This is a genomic window from Rubrivivax gelatinosus IL144, from assembly GCF_000284255.1.
GTDB classification, from domain to species: domain Bacteria; phylum Pseudomonadota; class Gammaproteobacteria; order Burkholderiales; family Burkholderiaceae_C; genus Rubrivivax; species Rubrivivax gelatinosus_A.
The window spans coordinates 3976133-3997658 of the sequence record NC_017075.1 but is presented as its reverse complement, the minus strand read 5'-3'; the positions used below and the strand labels follow the sequence as shown (position 1 = coordinate 3997658).

The 21526-nt window shown below is 71.4% G+C and carries 20 protein-coding genes and 2 pseudogenes; 16 read left to right on the top strand and 6 right to left on the bottom strand.

Going from position 1 to position 21526, the window contains the following annotated elements:
* Window positions 1-6 precede the first annotated feature (6 nt).
* The 15 genes and pseudogenes from RGE_RS18295 to minE all read left to right on the top strand — a co-directional run bounded on the left by RGE_RS18295 (window position 7) and on the right by minE (window position 14169).
* Entirely contained in the window at window positions 7-309 is a 303-nt protein-coding gene (locus RGE_RS18295; protein ID WP_014429940.1) for an STAS domain-containing protein, read from the top strand.
* A gap of 31 nt (window positions 310-340) precedes the next feature.
* The gene (locus RGE_RS18290) at window positions 341-2485 is read left to right on the top strand and encodes a chemotaxis protein CheA (protein WP_081528265.1); all 2145 of its coding nucleotides are present in this window, start codon (window positions 341-343) and stop codon (window positions 2483-2485) included.
* Between the two features lie 33 nt (window positions 2486-2518).
* Window positions 2519-3013, top strand: a pseudogene (locus tag RGE_RS25035) (MCP four helix bundle domain-containing protein); the annotation flags it as partial.
* Between the two features lie 291 nt (window positions 3014-3304).
* Window positions 3305-4183, top strand: a pseudogene (locus RGE_RS25030) (methyl-accepting chemotaxis protein); the annotation flags it as partial.
* 10 nt (window positions 4184-4193) lie between these two features.
* Window positions 4194-4724: a chemotaxis protein CheW gene (locus RGE_RS18280; RefSeq protein ID WP_043785668.1), complete on the top strand. Its 531-nt coding sequence runs from the start codon at window positions 4194-4196 to the stop codon at window positions 4722-4724.
* A gap of 20 nt (window positions 4725-4744) precedes the next feature.
* Window positions 4745-5977 carry an EAL domain-containing response regulator gene (locus RGE_RS18275; protein WP_014429936.1) on the top strand — a complete coding sequence of 411 codons (1233 nt, stop codon included), beginning with the start codon at window positions 4745-4747 and terminating at the stop codon, window positions 5975-5977.
* A gap of 5 nt (window positions 5978-5982) precedes the next feature.
* Window positions 5983-6789, top strand: coding sequence for a CheR family methyltransferase (locus RGE_RS18270; protein WP_014429935.1), 807 nt, complete (start codon window positions 5983-5985; stop codon window positions 6787-6789).
* 13 nt (window positions 6790-6802) lie between these two features.
* On the top strand, window positions 6803-7867 hold the full coding sequence (locus RGE_RS18265; RefSeq protein ID WP_014429934.1) for a protein-glutamate methylesterase/protein-glutamine glutaminase: 1065 nt from the start codon (window positions 6803-6805) through the stop codon (window positions 7865-7867).
* Window positions 7868-7969: 102 nt separating this feature from the next.
* Window positions 7970-8650: a TetR/AcrR family transcriptional regulator gene (locus tag RGE_RS18260; RefSeq protein ID WP_014429933.1), complete on the top strand. Its 681-nt coding sequence runs from the start codon at window positions 7970-7972 to the stop codon at window positions 8648-8650.
* 217 nt (window positions 8651-8867) lie between these two features.
* Window positions 8868-10130, top strand: a complete 1263-nt coding sequence (locus RGE_RS18255; RefSeq protein WP_014429932.1) for a porin family protein — start codon at window positions 8868-8870, stop codon at window positions 10128-10130.
* Window positions 10131-10143: 13 nt separating this feature from the next.
* On the top strand, window positions 10144-10542 hold the full coding sequence (locus tag RGE_RS18250) for a type 2 periplasmic-binding domain-containing protein (RefSeq protein WP_014429931.1): 399 nt from the start codon (window positions 10144-10146) through the stop codon (window positions 10540-10542).
* A gap of 20 nt (window positions 10543-10562) precedes the next feature.
* Window positions 10563-12092 (top strand): methyl-accepting chemotaxis protein, encoded by a 1530-nt coding sequence (locus RGE_RS24945; protein ID WP_014429930.1) that lies wholly within the window; start codon window positions 10563-10565, stop codon window positions 12090-12092.
* Window positions 12093-12276: 184 nt separating this feature from the next.
* Window positions 12277-13044: a septum site-determining protein MinC gene (gene minC / locus RGE_RS18240; protein ID WP_014429929.1), complete on the top strand. Its 768-nt coding sequence runs from the start codon at window positions 12277-12279 to the stop codon at window positions 13042-13044.
* A gap of 43 nt (window positions 13045-13087) precedes the next feature.
* Window positions 13088-13903, top strand: a complete 816-nt coding sequence (gene minD, locus RGE_RS18235) for a septum site-determining protein MinD (RefSeq protein WP_014429928.1) — start codon at window positions 13088-13090, stop codon at window positions 13901-13903.
* Between the two features lie 5 nt (window positions 13904-13908).
* On the top strand, window positions 13909-14169 hold the full coding sequence (gene minE, locus RGE_RS18230; RefSeq protein WP_014429927.1) for a cell division topological specificity factor MinE: 261 nt from the start codon (window positions 13909-13911) through the stop codon (window positions 14167-14169).
* A 176-nt stretch (window positions 14170-14345) separates the two neighbouring features.
* On the opposite strand, the gene mnhG is transcribed toward minE, so the two are convergent.
* From mnhG to RGE_RS18200, 6 genes are read right to left on the bottom strand one after another with little or no spacing between them, the layout of a single operon-like run.
* Window positions 14346-14720, bottom strand: coding sequence for a monovalent cation/H(+) antiporter subunit G (mnhG, locus tag RGE_RS18225; protein ID WP_014429926.1), 375 nt, complete (start codon window positions 14718-14720; stop codon window positions 14346-14348).
* Entirely contained in the window at window positions 14717-14995 is a 279-nt protein-coding gene (locus RGE_RS18220; RefSeq protein ID WP_014429925.1) for a K+/H+ antiporter subunit F, read from the bottom strand. Before RGE_RS18220 ends, mnhG begins: the two co-directional genes overlap by 4 nt.
* On the bottom strand, window positions 14992-15480 hold the full coding sequence (locus RGE_RS18215; RefSeq protein ID WP_014429924.1) for a Na+/H+ antiporter subunit E: 489 nt from the start codon (window positions 15478-15480) through the stop codon (window positions 14992-14994). The genes RGE_RS18220 and RGE_RS18215 overlap by 4 nt, the downstream gene beginning before the upstream one ends.
* Window positions 15477-17117, bottom strand: coding sequence for a monovalent cation/H+ antiporter subunit D (locus tag RGE_RS18210; protein WP_014429923.1), 1641 nt, complete (start codon window positions 17115-17117; stop codon window positions 15477-15479). The genes RGE_RS18215 and RGE_RS18210 overlap by 4 nt, the downstream gene beginning before the upstream one ends.
* On the bottom strand, window positions 17117-17458 hold the full coding sequence (locus RGE_RS18205) for a Na+/H+ antiporter subunit C (RefSeq protein ID WP_014429922.1): 342 nt from the start codon (window positions 17456-17458) through the stop codon (window positions 17117-17119). The genes RGE_RS18210 and RGE_RS18205 overlap by 1 nt, the downstream gene beginning before the upstream one ends.
* A complete protein-coding gene (locus RGE_RS18200) occupies window positions 17458-20355 on the bottom strand; it encodes a monovalent cation/H+ antiporter subunit A (RefSeq protein ID WP_014429921.1) in 2898 nt (965 codons plus the stop codon). Before RGE_RS18200 ends, RGE_RS18205 begins: the two co-directional genes overlap by 1 nt.
* Before the next feature lie 221 nt (window positions 20356-20576).
* On the opposite strand from RGE_RS18200, the gene RGE_RS18195 reads away from it, so the two are divergent.
* On the top strand, window positions 20577-21467 hold the full coding sequence (locus RGE_RS18195) for a universal stress protein (RefSeq protein WP_014429920.1): 891 nt from the start codon (window positions 20577-20579) through the stop codon (window positions 21465-21467).
* Window positions 21468-21526: the final 59 nt, after the last annotated feature.

The window sequence follows — 21526 nt, the reverse complement described above, 5'->3', positions numbered from 1 at the left end:
CCGACGATGAGCACCACCTCTTTCGCCATCGAAGGCGAACTCACGATCTACCGCGCGGCCGAGCTGCGCCAGGCGCTGCTCGCAGCGCTGGGCGACGGCGCCGACGGCGACTTCGAGATCGACCTGGCCGCCGTCACCGAGTTCGACAGCGCCGGCGTGCAACTGCTGATCGCCGCGAAGAAGAGTGCCGCCGCGCGCGGCCGCGCGCTGCGCCTCGTCGGGCATGCCCCGTCGGTGCGCGACGCCTTCGCGGTGCTGGACCTCGCCGGCCACTTCGGCGACCCGCTGACCCCGCCGGCATCGCACTGACGCCGGCTTGCAGGGAGAACAGAACGTGGACATGGACGACGCGCTGAAGACCTTCTTCAGCGAGGCGCGCGAACTGCTCGCCGACATGGAGACCGCGCTGCTCGGCGCCGACGAGAGCCCGACGGCCGAGCTCGACGTCAACGCGATCTTCCGTGCCGCGCACACGATCAAGGGCTCGGCCGGCCTGTTCGGTCTGGACGGTGTCGTGCGCTTCACGCACGTGCTGGAAAGCGTGCTCGACGAGGTGCGCGCCGGCAGCGTGGCGATCCGCGGGCCGCTGCTGCCGCTGCTGCTGCGCTGCTGCGACCACGTCGGCGCCTGGGTCGACGCGCTGGAGTCGGGCGCCGAGCCCGGGCCCGCGCACCGTGCCGTCGAAGACACGCTGCTGGTGCAGCTGCGCGCCTTCCTCGACGCCCCGGCCGCGGCGCCCGAAGCGGCCGCCGCCGAGCCTGCGCCGGCCGCCGAAGGCCAGTGGCATCTGTCGATCCGCTTCGGCGCCGACGTGCTGCGCAACGGCATGGACCCGCTGGCCTTCGTGCGCTACCTGTCTTCGATCGGCCGCGTCGAGCGCATCGTCACGCTGCCCGACGCGGTGCCGACGCTGGAGGACCTGGACCCCGAAGGCTGCTGCCTGGGCTTCGAGATCGCGCTCGTCACCGCCGCCGACCGGGCGACGATCGAGAGCGTCTTCGAGTTCGTCATCGACGACTGCGAGCTGCGCCTGGTGCCGCCGCGCAGCCGTGTCGCCGAGTACATCGATCTGATCCGCGCGCTGCCCGAGCAGCCCGAGCGCATCGGCGAGATCCTCGTGCGCTGCGGCAGCATCACCGAGCGCGAACTGGTCGAGGCCCTGGGCGTGCAGCGCGAGGCCGACCCGGCGCCGCGCCTGGGCGCGCTGCTGGCCGAGCAGGGCCGGGTCGCGCCCGAGGTCGTCGAAGCGGCGCTGGACCGCCAGCGCCAGGTGCGCGAGACGCGTTCGAGCGAAGCCTCGACGATCCGCGTCGACGCCGCCAAGCTCGACCGGCTGATCACGCTGGTCGGCGAACTCGTCATCGCCGCCGCCGGCGCGCGCCAGGCCGGGCGCCGCGTGCGCGACCTGGAACTGCAGGAGGCGCACGCGACGCTGGACGCCCTCGTGCAGGACGTGCGCGACAGCGCGCTGAACCTGCGCATGGTGCGCATCGGCGCCACCTTCTCGCGCTTCAAGCGTGTCGTGCACGACGTCGCGCACGAGCTCGGCAAGGACATCGAGCTCGTCGTCAGCGGCGAGGACACCGAACTCGACAAGACCGTCGTCGAGAAGCTCGGCGACCCGCTGATGCACCTGGTGCGCAACGCCATCGACCACGGCATCGACTCGCCCGAGCAGCGCGCCGCACGCGGCAAGCCCGCGCGCGGTGTCGTCGGCCTCAACGCCTTCCACGACTCGGGCGCCATCGTCATCGAGGTCAGCGACGACGGCGGCGGCCTGAACCGAGAGCGCATCCTGGCCAAGGCGCGCGAGCGCGGCCTGGTCGCGCCCGACCAGGTGCCGGCCGACCACGAGATCGACCAGCTCATCTTCGAGGCCGGCTTCTCGACGGCGGAGAAGGTGACCAACCTGTCCGGCCGCGGCGTCGGCATGGACGTCGTCAAGCAGAACATCACCGCGCTGCGCGGCAGCGTCGCGCTCGCCAGCCGGCCCGGCGAAGGCACGACGGTCACCGTCAGGCTGCCGCTGACGCTGGCGATCATCAACGGCTTCCAGGTCGCCGTCGGCCGCTCGATGTTCGTCGTGCCGATGGAGATGGTCGACGAATGCGTGGCCTACAGCTGCGCCGACGGCCACGACTACACCGACCTGCGCGGCGGCGTGCTGCCGCTGGTGCGGCTGCGCGATCTGTTCGGTCTCGGCGGCGTGGCGCCGGCGCGCCAGAACATCGTCGTCGTGCAGTGCGGCGGCGCACGCTGCGGCCTGGTCGTCGACGCGCTGCTCGGCGAGAGCCAGACCGTCATCAAGCCGCTGTCGCGCATGTTCCAGGACGTGCGCGGCATCAGCGGCTCGGCGCTGCTGGGCTCCGGCGACGTCGCCCTGATCCTCGATGTGCCCGCCATCGCGAAGCTCGCGCTGGCGCGGCACGCCTCCCGTGCCCCGTCCAACGATTACGACCGCCAACGGCTCGTCGCAACTGTCTGACCGTTTACGGCCATTACCACCTGTTCGAAGGGAATGAACGTGTTCAAGAACATGAAGCTGGCGACGAAGCTCTTCGGCTCGTTCGTCGTCGTGCTGCTGCTGATGGCAGCGCTCGGAGTCTTCTCGATCTCCCGTCTGGCCGTGGTCAACGGCTCGACGGACGATCTGGCCGACAACTGGTTGCCCAGCGTGCAGCTGGCGATGACCGCCAAGGCGCAGGTCAACCGCGCCCGCGTGCTCGAGTACCGCGCCATCCTCGCCGAGGAACGGCAGGAGGTCGAACAGACGGAGAAGGAGTACGCCGACAACCTCGAACTGCTGAAGAAGACGCTGACCCATTACGGCAAGCTGGTGTCCAACCCGGAGGAGAAAAAAGCCTACGAGGTGTTCACGACCGCGTTCGACGGCTACGTCATGCAGCACGGCCGCATCGCCGAGCTGGCACTGAAGAACGCACAGAACGAGGCCCGGGCGGTGCTCAACGCCGAGAGCCGCACGCACTACAACACGATGCGCGCCACCGCCGACAAGCTCGCCGAGATCAACGTCGCCGGCGCAGCCGAGGCCTCCGCGCTCGCCACCACGACCTACGAGAACGCGCGCCTGTGGACCATCGGCATCATCGCCGGCTGCTCGCTGCTGGCGCTGGGCATGGCGCTGATCATCACGCGTTCGATCACGCGTCAGGTCGGCGGCGAGCCGGCTTACGTGGTCGACATCGCCAACAGCGTCGCCCAGGGCGACCTGACGCCGGACATCCGTGTCCGCCAAGGCGACACGACGAGCATCCTGGCCGCGGTGAAGACCATGGTCGGCCGCCTGTCGCAGGTGGTGACCGAGGTGAACCAGAGCGCCGAGGCGCTGGCCGGGGCGTCCGAGGAAGTGAGCGCCACCGCGCAATCGCTGTCGCAGGCCGCCAGCGAGCAGGCCGCCGGTGTCGAGGAAACCAGCGCGTCGATGGAGCAGATGACGGCGTCGATCTCGCAGAACACCGAGAACGCCAAGGTCACCGACGGCATGGCGACCAAGGCCGCCACCGAGGCCCAGGAAGGCGGCGATGCGGTCAAGTCCACCGTCTCGGCGATGAAGCAGATCGCGCAGAAGATCTCGATCATCGACGACATCGCCTACCAGACCAACCTGCTGGCGCTCAACGCCGCGATCGAGGCCGCGCGTGCCGGCGAACACGGCAAGGGTTTCGCGGTCGTCGCCGCCGAGGTGCGCAAGCTGGCCGAACGCAGCCAGGTCGCGGCGCAGGAGATCGGCGACGTCGCCGGCTCCAGCGTCGAGCTGGCCGAACGTGCCGGCCATCTGCTCGACCAGATCGTGCCGAACATCCAGAAGACCTCCGACCTGGTGCAGGAGATCGCCGCCGCGTCGCAGGAGCAGTCCACCGGCGTCGGCCAGATCAACGCCGCGGTGACGCAGCTCAGCCAGACGACGCAGCAGAACGCCTCCAGCTCCGAGGAACTGGCCGCCACGGCCGAGGAGATGAGCAGCCAGGCCGAGCAGCTGCAGCAGGCGATGGCCTTCTTCAAGCTGCCCGGCGGCGCGGCCCCCGCCTCGCGTGCGCGTCCCGCCGCCGGCGACGGCCACAAGCGCAAGGCGGCGGCGGCGATCCGCCGTGCCGCCACCGGCGGCCCGGTGGCGCGCGCGACGGCCGAGTCGGTCGACGAGTCGCAGTTCGTGCAGTTCTGAGGTGCAGGCCATGACTGCTCTGGCAAACCCGGGCAGCGCGGCCGTGCGCCGCGCCCCGCCGGTCGAGGCGAAGACCGAGCCCAGCCTGGTGCTCACCTTCCTGCTCGGCGGCGAGCTCTTCGGCATCACGATCCGCACGATCAAGGAGATCATCGAGTACCGCCAGCCGACCGAAGTGCCGGCGATGCCGGCCGCGGTGCTGGGGGTCATCAACCTGCGCGGCGCCGTCGTGCCGGTGATGGATCTCCAGGCCCGCCTGGGGCGTCCTGCGGCGGTGATCGGCCGGCGCACCTGCATCGTCATCGTCGAGATCGGTGACGGCGATGAGTCGCTGACTGTCGGCATCGTCGTCGACGCGGTCAGCGAGGTGCTGGAGATCCCGTCCGAGGACGTCGAGCCGCCGCCGAGCTTCGGCGCGCGCGTGGCCGCCGAGTTCATCGCCGGCATGGGCAAGGTCCGCGGGCGTTTCGTCATCCTGCTGGACGTCGCGCGCGTGCTCGCGATCGGCGTGTCCGCCGAGGCGCTGGCCGCCGTGTCCTGATACGCCCGAGGGCAGAGCCGATGCCGACGCTGCGCGACCTTGTCGCCTCGATCCTCGTTGTCGACGACAGCGAGGTTCAGCGCCAGCACATGGCGGCGATGTGCCGCGAGCTCGGCGTCGCGGCGGTCGACGAAGCCGCCAGCGGCGAGCAGGCGCTGGAGATCCTTGCGCAGAGCACGCTGCCGCAGGCCGTCATCGTCGACCTCGAGATGCCGGGCATGGACGGCGTCGAACTGATCGAGGCGATGCACCGGCGCGGCCTGATGCTGCCGCTGGTCGTCGTCTCGGCGCACGAAGGCGCGCTGGTGCACACCGTCGAGGCGCTGGCGCGCGAGATGGGCATGCCGGTGCTCGCCGCCCTGCAGAAACCGCTGTCGGCCGAGGTGCTGGCGGAGGTGCTGCGCCGCAGTTCGCGGCCACCGCCGGCCCGCAGGGCGCCGATCGCGCTGCCACCGGCCGAGGACCTCGCGCGTGCGATCGTGCACGGGCAGATCGCGGTGCATTACCAGCCCAAGATCTGTCTGCGCACCGGGCTGCTGCGCGGCGTCGAGGCGCTCGCGCGCTGGCACCACCCGCGCGCGGGCGACGTGCCGGCGGGAGGCTTCGTCGAACTGGCCGAAGCCAGCGGGCTGATCCGCGACCTCAGCTTCTCGGTCACCGAGACCGCCCTGGCCACGCTGGCGCACTGGTGCTCGCGCGGGCTGCGCCTGTCGCTGGCGCTGAACCTGTCGCCGCGGCTGCTGACCGTTCCCGACCTCGTCGGCGAACTGCTCGCGCGCGTGCGCGATCACGCGCTCGAGCCCTCGCAGGTGGTGCTCGAGCTGACCGAGAGCTCGGTCGTCGCCGCCTACGACGGCGGCATCGGCGTGCTGACGCGGCTGCGGCTCAAGGGCTTCGGGCTGTCGATCGACGACTACGGCACCGGCTACGCGTCGATGAGCCAGCTGGCGCGCATCCCGTTCAGCGAGCTGAAGATCGACCGCCAGTTCGTGCACGGCTCGTCGGTGCGCCACGCCCAGCGCATGCTGCTGGAGTCGGCGCTGGAGACGGCGCGCCGTTTCGGCCTGGTCTGCGTGGCCGAAGGCGTGGAGGGCATCGCCGACTGGCGGCTGCTGCAGACGCTGGGCTGCGACGTCGCCCAGGGCTACCTGGTCGCGCGGCCGATGGCCGCCGAGGCCTTGCTTCCGTGGCTCAAGACCCATCAGACCCAATTGGCGCGCTTGCGCGCCCCGACGCGGCCCGACGCGGCCTGAACCCGATGCACGATCCCGTGATCAGCGAACGCGAGTTCGAACGTTTCCAGCGCTTCATCCACGAAGCCGCGGGCATCCGCCTGTCGCCGGCGAAGAAGGCGCTGGTCAGCGGCCGGCTCTCGCGCCGGCTGCGCGAGCACGCGCTCGGCAGCTACGACGAGTACTACCGGCTGCTCACCAGCGGCGAGCAGCCGGGCGAGGTGCAGACCGCGATCGACCTGCTGACGACCAACGAGACCTACTTCTTCCGCGAGCCGCGCCACTTCGAGCTGCTCGAGCGCCTGGCGCGCGAGGCCGCCGCCGCGGCGCGGCCGCTGCGCGTCTGGAGCGCTGCCTGCTCCAGCGGCGAGGAGTGCTACACGATCGCGATGGTGCTCGCCGAGGCGATGGGCTCGACGCCCTGGGAGGTGCTGGGCACCGACATCAGCACCCGGGTGCTGGAACGCGCCCGCCGCGGCCTGTATCCGCTGGAGCGCACCGAGGGCATCCCGCCGGCGCTGCTCAAGCGCCACTGCCTGCGCGGCACCGGCAAGGCCGAGGGCACGCTGCTGGTCAGCCGCGCGCTGCGCGAGCGCGTGCGTTTCGCCCAGGTCAACCTCAACCGGCCGCTGCCGGCGATCGGGCGCTTCGACGTCGTCTTCCTGCGCAACGTGATGATCTACTTCGACGCCGGCACCAAGAGCCAGATCGTCGCGCGCGTGCTCGGCCAGCTGGAGCCGGGCGGCCACCTGATGATCGGCCACTCCGAGACGCTGCACGGCGTCAGCGACGCGGTGCGCCAGATCGCACCGTCCACCTACGTCAAGCGCTGAAGCGCCGTTGCCGATGAAGAAGCTCAGTGTGCTCGTCGTCGACGATTCCGCGGTCGTGCGCCAGGTGCTGGGCGCCCTGCTCGGCGAAGTGCCCGACTTCGAGGTCACGACGGCCTCCGACCCGCTGATCGCGATGGAGCGCATGCAGCGCGCCTGGCCCGACGTCATCGTGCTCGACGTCGAGATGCCGCGCATGGACGGGCTGACCTTTCTGCGCAAGCTGATGCACGAGCGGCCGACGCCGGTCGTCATCTGCTCGACGCTGACCGAGAAGGGCGCGCGCACGACGATGGAGGCGATGGCCGCCGGCGCCGTGGCCATCGTCACCAAGCCCAAGCTCGGCCTCAAGCAGTTCCTCGGCGAGGCGGCGGCCGAACTGGCCGCCACGGTGCGCGGCGCCGCCCAGGCGCGCGTGCTGCCGCGCCGTGCGGCAGCGGAGCCGCCGGCGGTGGTCGCCAAGCTCAGCGCCGACGCCGTGTTGCCGCCCGGCACCACGCGGGCGATGTCGCAGACCACCGAACGCATCGTCGCGCTGGGCACCTCCACCGGCGGCACGCAGGCGCTGGAGCAGGTGCTGACGGCGCTGCCGCGGGTGTGCCCGGGCATCGTGCTCGTGCAGCACATGCCCGAGCGTTTCACCGCCGCTTTCGCCGAGCGGCTGGACAGGATCTGCCAGGTCGAGGTGCGCGAGGCGCGCCACCAGGACCGCGTGATCCCGGGCCGGGTGCTGATCGCCCCGGGCGGCCGCCACCTCGTGCTGCGCCGCAGCGGCGCCTACTACCACGTCGACGTCGTCGACGGCCCGCCGGTCAACCGCCACCGGCCGTCGGTGGACGTGCTGTTCCGATCGGTGGCCCGCGCGGCCGGCGCCAACGCCACCGGGATCATCATGACCGGCATGGGCGACGACGGCGCCGCGGGGCTGCTGGAGATGCGCCAGGCCGGCGCGCACACGCTTGCGCAGGACGAAGCGAGCTGTGTTGTCTATGGAATGCCCAAGGAGGCGGTTCGACGCGGGGCCGTCGAACGTTCTGTTGGACTGGATCAAGTCGCGCGCGAAATCGTCGCCGCGGCTTGATTCGACGTAAGCCCATGTGCGCCTTGATGACGGAGCGTGACGGTTTTGTGCCGCGACCGGTGCTCCTTCAGGCTGCCGGTCTGTCCAACCCCGGAGCGCAGCATGGCCCCCAGAAAGTCCCCGGCTCCCAAGCGTCGCCGCAGCGCGGCCGCACGCGCTTCTTTCCGCCAGGCGCTCATCGCGCAGGCCCAGGCGCTGATGCGCAGCGCGGGCTCCGAGGCGGTGACGATCCGCGCCGTCACCGAGCCGCTGGGCGTCTCGCAGATGGCGTTCTATACCTACTTCGAGAGCCGCACCGAGCTGCTGCGCGCCGTCTGGACCGAGTGCATCGGCGAACTCCAGGATGCTTTGCTGACGGCCCCGGCGCCGGATGCCTCGCCGCGCGAGGTGCTGCGTGCCCACGTGGAGACCTTTCTGCGCTACTGGGAGCAGCAGCCCGACCTCTACCGCATCGTCTACAACCCGGCGCTGAGCTTCCAGACGACGCCGGAGATGGCGCGCGCCGAGCCCGTGTATGCCGAGATGCTGGAGCTGGGACGCCAGCGGGTCGCCGCGGTGATCGGCGCGAACGCGAACGACGCCGCCGTGCTGACGCTGGGCGAGCAGATCTTCACCAAGGGCGTCGGTTATCTGCACACCGTGCTGGTGCTTCGCCGCTACCCGATCGCCGACCCGGTGCGCCTGCGCGAATGGGTCATCGAGGACATCGTCGAAGGCGTCGCCCGGCATGGGCGAGCGCCGGCTGATCCGGCTCCGGCCACCAGAAAACGCCAAAAACGCTGAAAACGCGTTCTCTGACCGCAGGATTCCTGCCAGCTCGCGGTGGCGTGAGTGCGGTATTGCACGTTTTTCTTGTTCGCGTGGCGCGTCATGCATGACGGGGACACAAGACCCCGCCCGGTATGCCGACATCCAGCGCAGGGACCCTGGCGCGCCGAGCCCGGTCCGGCGGCCCGCCCACGAGGGGTGGGCATGGTGGCGCGTCCACGACAACGAGACCATGCAACCCACGATCACCCGACTCGCCGTCGCCTTGTCCGCCTGCGGCCTGCTGTCCGTCGCTCAGGCGCAGAGCGCGCCGGAATTCAAGTTCAGCGGCTTCGGCACCGTTGCCGCCGTGCATTCCAGCGAGGACCAGGCCGACTTCGTCGGCTCGGCCTTCCAGCCCAAGGGCGCCGGCGTCAGCGACGACTGGTCCTTCGCGCCCGACACCAAGCTGGGCGGCCAGCTCTCGGCGGTGTTCAGCCCGAGCTGGTCGGCGGTGGTGCAGCTGGTCTCGCAACAGAACCACGACAACAGCTGGCGCCCGCACGTCGAGTGGGCCAACCTGAAGTGGCAGGCCACGCCCGAACTGGCGCTGCGTGTCGGCCGCACCGCGCTGCCGGTGTTCCAGCTCAGTGAGACCCGCCTCGTCGGCTACGCCAACACGATGGTGCGCCCGGCGCCCGAGATCTACCGCATCCTGCCGGTGACGAGCAACGACGGTGCCGACCTCGCCTGGCGCCGTGACTTCGGCAGCTTCAGGAACACCGTGCAGGCCTTCGCCGGCCGCACCAAGGCCGACCTGCCGACCGGCACGATCGAGAGCGACCGCAGCTGGGGCCTGGCCGACACCGTCGAGATCGGCGACCTGTCGCTGCGCCTGGGCTACAGCTCGTTCAACGTCAAGATCGACGCCGACGGCGTCAACACGCTGAACGCCGGCATCGCCGCCTTCGGCAGCGCGGCGGCGCCGATCCCCAGCGTCGCCGCGCGGGCCACGGTGCTCGCCGACCGCTACCGCACCGAGGACATGGCCACGCGCGTGCTGGCGCTGGGCTTCAGCTACGACCCGGGCCAGTGGTTCGTCAGCGGCGAGGCGATGCGCTTCGACACCGAGAGCGTGCTCGCCGACACCACCGGCTGGCAGCTCGTCGGCGGCTGGCGCTTCGGCACGCTGACGCCTTACCTCGGCTACGCCCGCATCAAGGCCGACGTTAACGAGGAAGCGGCGTTCGCGGCCACCGGCTCGGCGCCGCTGGATGGCGCGGCGGCGGCCGTCGTCGGCGGCATCAACCGCACGCTGCAGGTGCTCAACGGCTCGCAGAAGACGGCCACCGTCGGCCTGCGCTGGGACTTCATGCGCAACACGGCGCTCAAGCTCCAGTGGGACCGCACGAACGTCGACAAGGGCTCCTACGGCCGTTTCACCAACTACCAGCCCGGCTTCGAACCCGGCGCCAAGGTCGACCTGTTCTCGGTCGCCGTGGACTTCGTGTTCTGAGCAGGAGCCCACGATGAAGAACCGTCATCTTCCGCTCGTCGCCGGCCTGCTGTTCGCGGCCTTCGCCGCTCGCGCCGAACTCGTCGTCATCGCCAACCCGGCCGTCGGGCCGCTGAGCAAGGAGCAGGTCGCCGACCTGTTCCTCGGCAAGAGCAGCGCGCACAACCCGGTGGACCTGCCCGACGCGTCGCCGCAGTACGCCGAGTTCTACAAGAAGGCCACCGGCCGCGACGTCGCCCAGGTGAAGTCGACCTGGTCGCGCATCGTCTTCTCCGGCAAGGGCCAGGCGCCCAGGCAGCTGCCCGACTCGGTGGCGGTGCGCAAGGCCGTCGCCGCCGATCCCAAGGGTGTCGGCTACGTCGAGAAATCGGCCGTCGACGGCAGCGTCAAGGCCGTGCTGACGCTCGACTGACCCATCGCCGGAGGGCTGCGATGAAGTTCAGGACCAAGATCTGGGCGCTGCCGATGAGCGCCGCCGCGGTGTTCGCCGTCGGGCTGCTGCTGAGCTGGTGGGTCGGCACCACGACCTCGGGCTCGCTGATGCAGCTGCGCGACGTCGACGGCCCGGCGCTGGAGCACGTGCTCGCCGTCGACCGTGGCGTCGAGCAGTTCCGCATGACGCTGCAGTCGGCGGCCGCCGAAGGCGACGCCGACAAGTTGAAGGACGTCGAGGCGATCGTCGCCAAGGTGCAGGCCGAGCTCGGCCAGCTCGGCGCGCTGGCCGGCCAGTCGGCCGTCGCCGGCGAGCTGAAGGGCTCGTTCGACGCCTACCAGGCGGCGGCGCTGGGCGCGACGCGGGCGATGCTCGGCCAGGGCCAGATGGGCGACCAGGTCTCGCGCATGCAGACCGCCCAGGCCGCGCTCGACAAGGCGCTGAAGGCGCGCACCGACGCCGCCCGTGCGGCGACGACGGCGCGCCAGGACGAGGCCGCGCGGGGCACGCAGAACGCGGTGTGGCTCAACCTCGTCACCGGGCTCGTCGTGCTGGGCGTGCTCGGCGGCGTCTCGGCGGTGGTCGTGCGCTCTGTGTGGCGCGACCTCGGCGAGGAGCCCACCGAGCTGAAGCGCCTGGCGCGCCACATCGCCGACGGCGACCTGCGCGTGCAGCCGGTCGTCGCCCCGGGCGACACCAGCTCGCTGAACGCCGACCTGGCGGCGATGGCCGTGCGGCTGCGCGACACGGTGGGCACGATCCGCGTGGCCACCGACTCGATCGCCACCGCGTCCGACGAGATCGCCACCGGCAACCAGGACCTGAGCCATCGCACCGAGACGACGGCCTCGAACCTGCAGGCCACGGCCTCGTCGGTCGAGCAGCTGACCGGCAGCGTGCACCAGAGCGCGACCGCGGCGCAGCAGGCCGACCGCCTGGCCCACGAGGCGGCCGAGGCCGCACGCTCGGGCGGCGGCGTCGTCTCGCAGGTCGTCGCCAGCATGGACGAGATCAACGCCGCGTCGCGGCGCATGAGCGACATCATCGGCGTCATCGACGGCATCGCCTTCCAGACCAACATCCTGGCGCTCAACGCCGCGGTCGAGGCGGCGCGCGCCGGTGAGCAGGGCCGCGGCTTCGCCGTCGTCGCCGGCGAGGTGCGCAGCCTGGCGCAGCGTTCGGCCCAGGCCGCGCGCGAGATCAAGTCGCTGATCACCGCCTCCAGCGAGAAGCTCGACGGCGGCACCCGCCTCGTGCAGGAGGCCGGCGCGGCGATGCAGCAGATCGTCGACGGCGTGCAGCGGGTCAGCGCGATCATCGGCGAGATCAGCGCCGCCAGCAGCGAGCAGTCCGGCGGCATCGGCCAGGTCAACCAGGCCGTCGCCGAGCTCGACAAGATGACGCAGCAGAACGCCGCGCTCGTCGAGCAGAGCGCTGCCGCGGCGGCCAGCATGCGCCAGCAGGCCGCGGCGCTGACCCAGGCCGTGGCGGTGTTCCAGCTCGGCGGCACGGCCCGCGCCGGCGGCTGAAGCCGGCTTCCCGACGCCCCGGGCCCGCGAGGGTGCCGGGGCGTCGGCGTTTTCGGGGGGGCGGTGTAACGCTTGCGTGCCCGCACCGGGCCGAAGGCGGGCCCCATAGTAGACTTTGGCGCGGTTTCCACCTTGCGCGTCGTCCGGCAGCGCGCCCGCCGCGTCGTCGTCCGTTCCCGTGTCCATGTCCGTTTCGCCGGCTTCCCCCCTGTTCGACCTCAAGAGCACCGCCTGGTGGCTCACCGCACTGCGCCTGCACGTCGCCGACGCCGCTGCGCTGGGCGCCGCGCTGGACGAGCGTTTCGCCGACAGCCCCGGGCTGTTCGACGACGAGCCGCTGGTGCTGGACCTGAGCCCGCTGCGCGACGGCGAGGCGGTGCCCGACTTCGCCGCGCTGCTGGCGCACCTGGCGCGCCACCGCATGCACGCGGTCGCGGCGCAGGGCGGCAGCGAGGCGCAGATGGCCGCGGCGCGCGAAGCCGGCCTGCCGCCGGCGACCGAGCCCGAGCGCCACGAGCCGCGCCCGGAGCCCGAGGTGCGCGAGGTCGTGCGGGAAGTCGTGCGCGAGGTCGAGGTGATCCGCGAGGTCGAAGTCCCGGCTGCGGCCGCGGCCGCGACGACGCTGATCGTCGACAAGCCGCTGCGTTCGGGCCAGCGCGTCTACGCGCGCGGCGGCGACCTGGTCGTGCTGTCGGTCGTCAGCTTCGGCGCCGAGGTCATCGCCGACGGCAGCATCCACGTCTACGCGCCGCTGCGCGGCCGCGCCATCGCCGGCGCGCGCGGCGACGTCAACGCCCGCATCTTCAGTACCTGCATGGAGCCGCAGCTCGTCTCGGTGGCCGGCATGTACCGCACGACCGAGACGCCGCTGGCCGACGACATCGTCGGCAAGCCGGCGCAGGTCCGATTGGAAGGCGAGCGGCTCGTCGTCGAGCCGCTGGCCGTGAATTGAGAGGGCGCGCGAGCGCCTGCCACCCCAGAGGAACCCCCCAGCGATGACCAAAATCATTGTCGTCACGTCCGGCAAGGGCGGCGTGGGCAAGACCACGACCAGCGCCAGCTTCGCCTCGGGCCTCGCGCTGCGCGGCCACAAGACCGCGGTGATCGACTTCGACGTCGGCCTGCGCAACCTCGACCTGATCATGGGCTGCGAACGCCGCGTGGTCTACGACCTGATCAACGTGATCCATGGCGAGGCCAAGCTGCAGCAGGCGCTCATCAAGGACAAGAACTGCGAGAACCTGTTCGTGCTCGCCGCCAGCCAGACGCGCGACAAGGACGCGCTGGTGCAGGACGGCGTCGAGCGCGTGCTCGCCGAGCTCGCCGAGATGGGCTTCGACTACGTCGTCTGCGACTCCCCGGCCGGCATCGAGACCGGCGCGCTGATGGCGATGCACTTCGCCGACGAGGCGCTGGTCGTCACCAACCCCGAGGTCTCGTCGGTGCGCGACAGCGACCGCATCCTGGGCATGCTGTCGTCCAAGACCCGGCGCGCGGTCGAAGGCAAGGAGCCGGTCAAGGAGCACCTGCTGATCACGCGCTACGACCCCGAGCGTGTCGAAGGCGGCCAGATGCTGTCGCTCAAGGACGTGCAGGAGATCCTGCGCATTCCGCTGATCGGCGTGGTGCCCGAGAGCCAGGCCGTGCTCGACGCCAGCAACCAGGGCCTGCCGGCGATCCACCTGAAGGACACCGACGTCGCCGAGGCCTACAAGGACGTGGTCGCGCGTTTCCTCGGCGAGGAGCGCCCGATGCGTTTCACCGACTTCCAGAAGCCCGGCTTCTTCAAGCGCCTGTTCGGCGGGAGGTAACCGCGATGTCCTTCCTCTCGTTTTTCCTCGGAGAGAAGAAGCAGACGGCGACCGTCGCCAAGGAGCGGCTGCAGATCATCCTTGCCCACGAGCGCTCGGGCCGCGGCACGCGCGCCGACTACCTGCCGCAGATGCAGCAGGAGCTGATGGCGGTGATCGCCAAGTACGTGAAGATCTCGCCCGAGGACGTGAAGGTCAGCGTCGAGCGCCAGGACAACTTCGAGATCCTGGAAGTGAAGATCGAGCTGCCCGACGACATTCGCTAGGAGTCTGTGCGGCTCCACGGCGCAGAACCGCTCGTCGGACTGACCGGAGCCTCCCTCGTGGAGGGAGGCTGGAGGGAGCCGTCGAACGAGCGGGAGCACCCTCGCGGAGGGGGCTCGGGGGAGCCGTACGTAAAGCCGAAGGCTAGGAGTCTGCTCGGCTTCTGCCGCGCAGACTCCTAGTCGTCGGCTGCATCAAGGTCGCGGGGCTGGCGCGGCCGCTCGCCGGCCAGCGGCGGCGGCAGGTCGTCGCCGGCATGGCGGCGGCGGAACAGCGCCGCGCGCGCCAGCACCATCGTCGTCACCGGCGCGGTGATCGACAGCAGCACCACCGCCAGCCAGACGTGCAGCGACAGCTGCCCCTCGCGGATGCTGAAGTGCACGATGGTCGCCGCGCCGACCAGCCAGGTGGCCAGCGTCGAGGCCAGCGCCGGCGCGTGCATGCGGGCGAAGAAGTCCGGCAGCCGCCACAGCCCCAGCGCCGCGGTCAGCACGATGCCGCCGGAGGCCAGCAGCAGCGCCGCGACGACGACTTCGGTCCAGACGATGTTCATTCGATGGCCTCCCCGCGCAGCAGGAACTTGGCCATCGCCACCGAGCCGACGAAGCCGAACAGCACCATCAGCAGCGCGCCTTCGAAGTACATGCGGCTGTCGTAGAGCACGGCCAGCGCCAGCATCATCAGCATGCCGACGACGTAGATGAAGTCCAGCGCGAGCACGCGGTCCTGCGCGCTCGGCCCGCGCATCAGGCGCGCCAGGCCGATGGCCATCGCCAGCGCGTACAGCGCCAGCGTCCCGGCGATGGACCAGGCGAGCAGCGGCGTCATTCGAAGATCTCCTTGAGCGGGCGTTCGTAACGCTGCTTGAAGTGCGCCACGAACTCGGCTTCGCCGACGAGGTCGAACACGTGCAGGCGCAGCGCGCTGCGGTCGGGCGCGAGTTCGCACCAGATCGTGCCCGGCACGACGGTGGTGATCATCGCCAGCGCCGCCAGCGCGTGCACGTCGCGCAGTTCCAGCGGCACGACGACGAAGCTCCCGTGCGGCGGCCGGCGGCGCGCCGACAGCACGCCGCGCGCGACGTCCAGCGCCGACAGCACGACGTCGACGCCGACGTTGGCCACCAGGCGCGCCACCGCCAGCGGCCGGCGCACCGGGCCGGCGGCCGGGCGCAGCGGCGACATCAGCGGCGGCATCACCAGCGCCAGCAGCGCGCCCAGCAGCAGCGAGCCGGGCGTGAACGTGGGCCGCAGCATCAGCCACATGACGAACAGGCCGGCCGACAGCAGCGGCGCGGGCAGCAGGCGCTTCATCGTGCGGCCTCCAGCGTCGGGGCCGGCAGCGGCTCGGCGCGCAGCACGGCGTCGATGTAGAGCGTGGGCGACTGCAGCGCCTCGGTCGTCGCGCGGGTGTACTCGAGCATCGGCTCGCCGAGCACGACCAGCGTCACCAGCGCCGCCAGCAGCCCGGCCACCGGCAGGCCTTCGACGATGCGCAGCGTCGGCGCCGGCCGGTCGCCCGAGGTCCAGAAGTGGCGGATGCCGATGCGCACCAGCGCCGTGGCGGCCATCAGCCCGGAGAGGATCAGCATGGCGAAGAACACCCAGGCCGCGAGGTCGCGGCGCGGCAGCAGCGCCGACAGCATCGCCAGCTTGCCGACGAAGCCCGACAGCGGCGGCAGCCCCGACAGCGCCAGGCCGCAGATGCCGAAGGCCACGCCGATGAAGGCCAGCGCGGCCGGGATCGCGCGGCCGATCAGCGCCTCCTCGTCGTCGTCGAGGTTGACGATGGCCGGCGGCGCGGTGTCGATGAAGTCGGGCAGTTCCTCGTCGCCGGAGTCGGCCTGCGGTGGCGCGGTCTCGACCTCGCGTGCACGTTCGAGCAGCTCGACGAGCAGGAACATCGCCGCGCCGGCCAGCGTCGAGCTCGCCAGGTAGTACAGCGCGCCGGCGGCCAGCGTCGGCTCGTGCAGGCCGATGGCCGCGATCAGCGTGCCCGACGAGGCGATGACGCTGTAGCCGGCCAGCCGCGCCGGCTGCTGCGAGGCCAGCATGCCCACCGAGCCGTAGGCCAGCGTCGCGATGCCGCCCCAGGCCAGCAGCTCGGCGCCGTAGAAGGCCGAGGGGCCGGCGCTCTCGGGGAAACACAGCGTCCACAGCCGCAGCACGGCGTAGACGCCGACCTTGGTGAGGATCGCGAACACCGCCGCCGACGGCGCGCCGGCCGCGGCGTAGGCCGGGGGCAGCCAGAAGTTCAGCGGCCACAGCGCCGCCTTGGCGAGGAAGGCCACGCCCAGCAGCGAGGCGCCGGCCAGCAGCAGGCCGCGGTCGGACTCGGCCACCAGCGGCAGCTTGCGCGCGATGTCGGCCATGTTCAGCGTGCCGGTGACGCCGTAGAGCACGGCCACGCCGATCAGGAACAGCAGTGAGGCGAACAGGTTGATCGCGATGTAGTGCAGCCCGGCACGCACGCGCTCGGGGCCGCCGCCGTGCAGCAGCAGCGCGTAGCTGGCGGCCAGCAGCACCTCGAAGAAGACGAAGAGGTTGAACAGGTCGGCCGTCAGGAAGGCGCCGTACAGCCCCATCAGCTGCAGCTGGAAGAGCACGTGGAAATACACCCCCGCGCGGTGCCAGCGCGCCAGCGCGAACAGCAGCGAGGCCAGGGCCACGCTGCCGGCCAGCACCATCATCAGCGCCGAGAGCCGGTCGACGACGAGCACGATGCCGTAGGGCACCGGCCAGTTGCCCGGCAGGTAGACGGCGTAGGCCGAAGGCGCGTCCTGGCCGTGCACCTGCAGCAGCAGGAAGATCGCGATGGCCAGGCCGGCGGCGGTGGACAGCGTGTTGACCACGGACTTGATGCCGCGGCGCTGCTCGCCCAGCAGCAGCATGCCGGCGGCGGTGGCCAGCGGCAGCAGCACCGGGGCGACGATCAGGTCGGCGGCCGTCATCAGCCTTCCTCCTGGCCGTCGACGTGGTCGCCGCCCGACAGGCCGCGCAGCGCCAGCAGCACGACGAGGAACAGCGCCGTCGTCGCGAAGCCGATGACGATGGCGGTGAGCACCAGCGACTGCGGCAACGGGTCGGTGTAGTTCAGCAGGTCGGGCACGACGCCGGGCACGACGATGGGCTCGCGGTTCACGGCCAGGCTGCCGACGCTGAAGATGAACAGGTTCACCGCGTAGGACAGCAGCGACAGGCCGATCAGCACCTGGAAGGTCCGCGGCCTGAGCAGCAGCCAGACGCCGGCGCCGCCGAGCACGCCGATGGCGATCGAGACGACGACTTCCATCAGGCCTCCTCCCGCGCCGCACCGGGGCGGCGCTGCGCGCGCAGCGACTGGTGGGCCAGCGCCGTCAGCAGCAGCAGCGTCGAGCCGACGACGACGGCGAAGACGCCGAGGTCGAACAGCGTCGCGCTGGGCAGGTGCAGCGTGCCCAGCCCGGGCAGCGCCAGATGCGCGGTGTGCGTCGTCAGGAAGGGGTAGCCGAACCACAGCGAGCCCAGCCCGGTGGCCAGCGCCACGAGCAGGCCGACGGCGATCCATCGCGGGGGCTGCAGCGCCATGCGCTCTTCCACCCAGCGCGTGCCCGAGACCATGTACTGGGCGATGAAGGCGATCGACACCACCAGCCCGGCGACGAAACCGCCGCCGGGTTCGTCGTGGCCGCGCAGGAACAGGTGCACGGCGAAGACCCCGGCCACCGGCAGCAGCAGCCGCACCAGCACCGCCGGCACTTCCAGGTAGCGCTGCGCGGCGACGCCGCCGTCGCTGTCTTCGGCCAGGTCGCTGGGGCCGTCGGGCGCGACGAGCTGCTGCTGCGTCGGCCGGTGGATCACCTCGCGCGGCGGGCGGAAGCGCCTGAGCAGCGCGTAGACCGTGATGCCGACGATGCCCAGCACCGTGATCTCGCCCAGCGTGTCGAAGGCGCGGAAGTCGACCAGCATCACGTTGACGACGTTGGTGCCGCCGCCCAGCGGCTTGGCGTTCTCCAGGTAGTACGGCGAGATGCTGAGCGGGGCGTGGCGCGTCAGCAGCGCGAAGGACAGCGCCGCCAGCCCGGTGCCGATGGCCAGCGCGATGACGAAGTCGCGCCGCCGGCGCCAGCGCGCGCGGGCGCCGGTGCCCGGGGCCTCGTCCTGCAGGCGCTTGGGCAGCCAGCGCAGGCCGAGCAGGAAGAGCACGACGGTGACGACCTCCACCGCCAGCTGCGTCAGCGCCAGGTCGGGCGCCGAGAACCAGGCGAAGGTGATGCACAGCGCCAGGCCGACGACGCCCAGCATCGTCAGCGCCGCCAGCCGGTGGTACTTGGCCTGGAAAGCTGCGCCGACGGCGCAGGCGCAGCCCACCGCCCACAACAGCACGAAGCCCGGCGCTGCCGGGATGCGCGCGCGGTCGCCCCATTCCAGCGGCACGACCAGCGCCGACGCCAGCCCGGTAAGCCCGGCGGCGCCGACCATCGCCAGCAACTGCGGCTGCATCCGGCGCGTGCCGGCCACGCGCAGCGCATTGCGCGCCAGCCCCGTCGTCCAGGCCAGCGTGCGTTCGAAGACCACGCGGCCGTCGTAGCGCCCGACCAGCGGCGCGCCGCGCCGCGGCCGGCGTTTGAAGGCCTCGGCATAGGACAGATAAATGATCAGCCCGCCGGCCAGCGCCACCGCGCTCATGACCAGCGGCGTGTTCAGGCCGTGCCAGATCGCCAGGCTGTATGGGGGCAGCGTGCCGCCGACGACCGGGCGTGCGGCCGTTTCCAGCAGCGGGCCGATGACCAGCGCCGGCAGCGTGCCGACCGCGATGCAGGCGGCGACCAGCAGCTCCACCGGCACGCGCATCCAGCGCACCGGCTCGTGCGGCTCGCGCGGCAGGTCGCGCGGCTCGGGGCCGAAGAACACGTCGTGGCCGAAACGCAGCGAATAGACGACGGCGAAGATGCCGGCCAGCGTCGCCGCCACCGGCAGGCCGATGCGCACCGCCGGGTTGGCGCCGACGAACACCGTCTCGGCGAAGAACATCTCCTTGGACAGGAAGCCGTTGAGCAGCGGCACCCCGGCCATCGCCGCGCAGGCCACGATGGCCAGCGTGCCGGTCACCGGCATGCAGCGGTACAGGCCGTCCAGGCGGCGCATGTCGCGTGTGCCGGTCTCGTGGTCGATGATGCCCACCGACATGAACAGCGAGGCCTTGAAGGTCGCGTGGTTCATCATGTGGAACACCGCCGCGACCGCCGCCACCGGGCTGTCCAGCCCGAGCAGCAGCGTGATCAGCCCCAGGTGGCTGATCGTCGAATAGGCCAGCAGCGCCTTCAGGTCGTTCTGGAACATTGCCGCCCAGGCGCCCAGCAGCAGCGTCGCCAGCCCGGCGCCGCCGACGATCCAGAACCAGGGTTCGGTGCCCGACAGCACCGGCCACATCCGCGCCAGCAGGAAGACGCCGGCCTTGACCATCGTCGCCGAGTGCAGATAGGCCGACACCGGCGTCGGCGCCGCCATCGCGTGCGGCAGCCAGAAGTGGAACGGGAACTGCGCGCTCTTGGTCAGCGCCCCGGCCAGCACCAGCACCAGGATCCAGGGGTACAGCGCGTGCTGGCGCACGACGTCGCCGGCGGCCAGCACCTCGTCGAGCTCGTAGCTGCCGACCACGTGGCCCAGCAGCAGCACGCCGGCCAGCAGCGCAAGCCCGCCGGTGGCGGTGACGGTGAAGGCCATGCGCGCGCCGCGGCGGGCGTCGCGGCGGTGCGTCCAGTAGCCGATCAGCAGGAAGGAGAAGACGCTGGTCAGCTCCCAGAACACCACCATCTGCAGCAGGTTGCCCGAGACGACGACACCCAGCATCGCGCCCATGAAGCCCAGCAGCAGCGAATAGAAACGTGCCGCCGGGTCCTCGGCCGAGAGGTAGTAGCGCGCGTAGAGGATGACCAGCAGTCCCATGCCCGCGACCAGCATCGCGAACATCCAGGCGAAGCCGTCCAGGCGCACGACGAGGTCCAGCCCCAGGCTGGGCAGCCAGGCGAGGCGTTCGACGACCACGCCGCCGGCGGCGACTTCGGGATACAGCAGCGCCAGCGGCAGCGCGACGGCCAGAGCGACCAGCGCGGCCCAGACCGAATCGAGGTTGCGCGCGTTCGTCGGCAACAGCGCGGCCACCGCGCTGCCGACGAGCGGCAATACGAGCAGGATCAGGAGGGACATCGGAGCCCGAGTCTAGGGGCGAAACGCCCGCAGCCCGCGGTCGACGCCGAAAAACGCCGGTGATTCAAGGACTTGCGAGAAGTTCCGTGATTTTGCGTGAAACCCGCGCGGCGTTGATGCGACGCAGGGCCAAGCCCCCACCGGCGGCGGAATCGCGGCCTGTCTTCCCAGAATGGACCCGGCCCCGCCGCCTTGAGCGGGACGTTGCCGAGGACGCGCGCATGCACCCGACCGCCCCCGTGATCGCCGCCACCGACTTCTCGCCGCAGGCCCGCCAGGCCGCCGAACGTGCCGCCCGCCTGGCGCACGAGACCGGCGCGCCGCTGGCGCTGGTGCACGTGCTGCCCGGCGACGCGCTGGAGGCGCTGCGTGCCTGGCTGGGCAGCGACACCGCGCCGGTGCAGGCGATGCGCGACGAAGCCGACGCCGCGCTGGCTGCCCAGGTGGCCGAGCTGAAGGCGAGGCGCCGCGTCGAGCCGGCCGCCGTCTGTGCCACCGGCCCGGTGCTCGACGAGATCCTGCGCGAAGCCGAAGCACGCGACGCCGGCCTGCTGGTGCTGGGCGCCCGCGGCAACGGCTTTCTGCGCCGGCTGGTGCTGGGCAGCACCGCCGAGCGGCTGATGCGGCGCAGCGCCCGCCCGCTGCTCGTCGTGCGCCAGGCGCCGCACGAGGCTTACCGGCGGGCGCTGGTCGCGGTCGACTTCTCGCCCTGGTCGGCACCGGCGCTGGCGCTGGCGCACCGCGTCGCGCCGCATGCGCAGCTGGTGCTGCTGGCCGCCTACGAGGTGCCCTTTGGCGAGAAGCTGCGCTACGCCGACGTCGACGAAGCCACCGTCGAGCGTTACCGCGAAGCCGCCCGGCTGGAGGCCACGCGCCGCGTGCACGCCCTGGCCGAAGCCTGCGGGCTGCGCGCCGCGCAGTGGACGGCACGAGTCGTCGAAGGCGACGCCTCGCTGCGCATCGTCGAGCAGGAAGCCGAACTCGGCTGCGACCTCGTCGTGCTCGGCAAACACGGCCGCGCCGCCGGCGTCGACCTGCTGCTGGGCAGCACGACGCGCCACGTGCTGGCCGAAGGCAGCAGCGACGTGCTGGTGTCGACGGCGCGGGACTGAAGCTGCTGGCTGAGGCCCCCTCGGTCCTCCAGGATCCAGCTTCAAATCTCGCAAAGGGA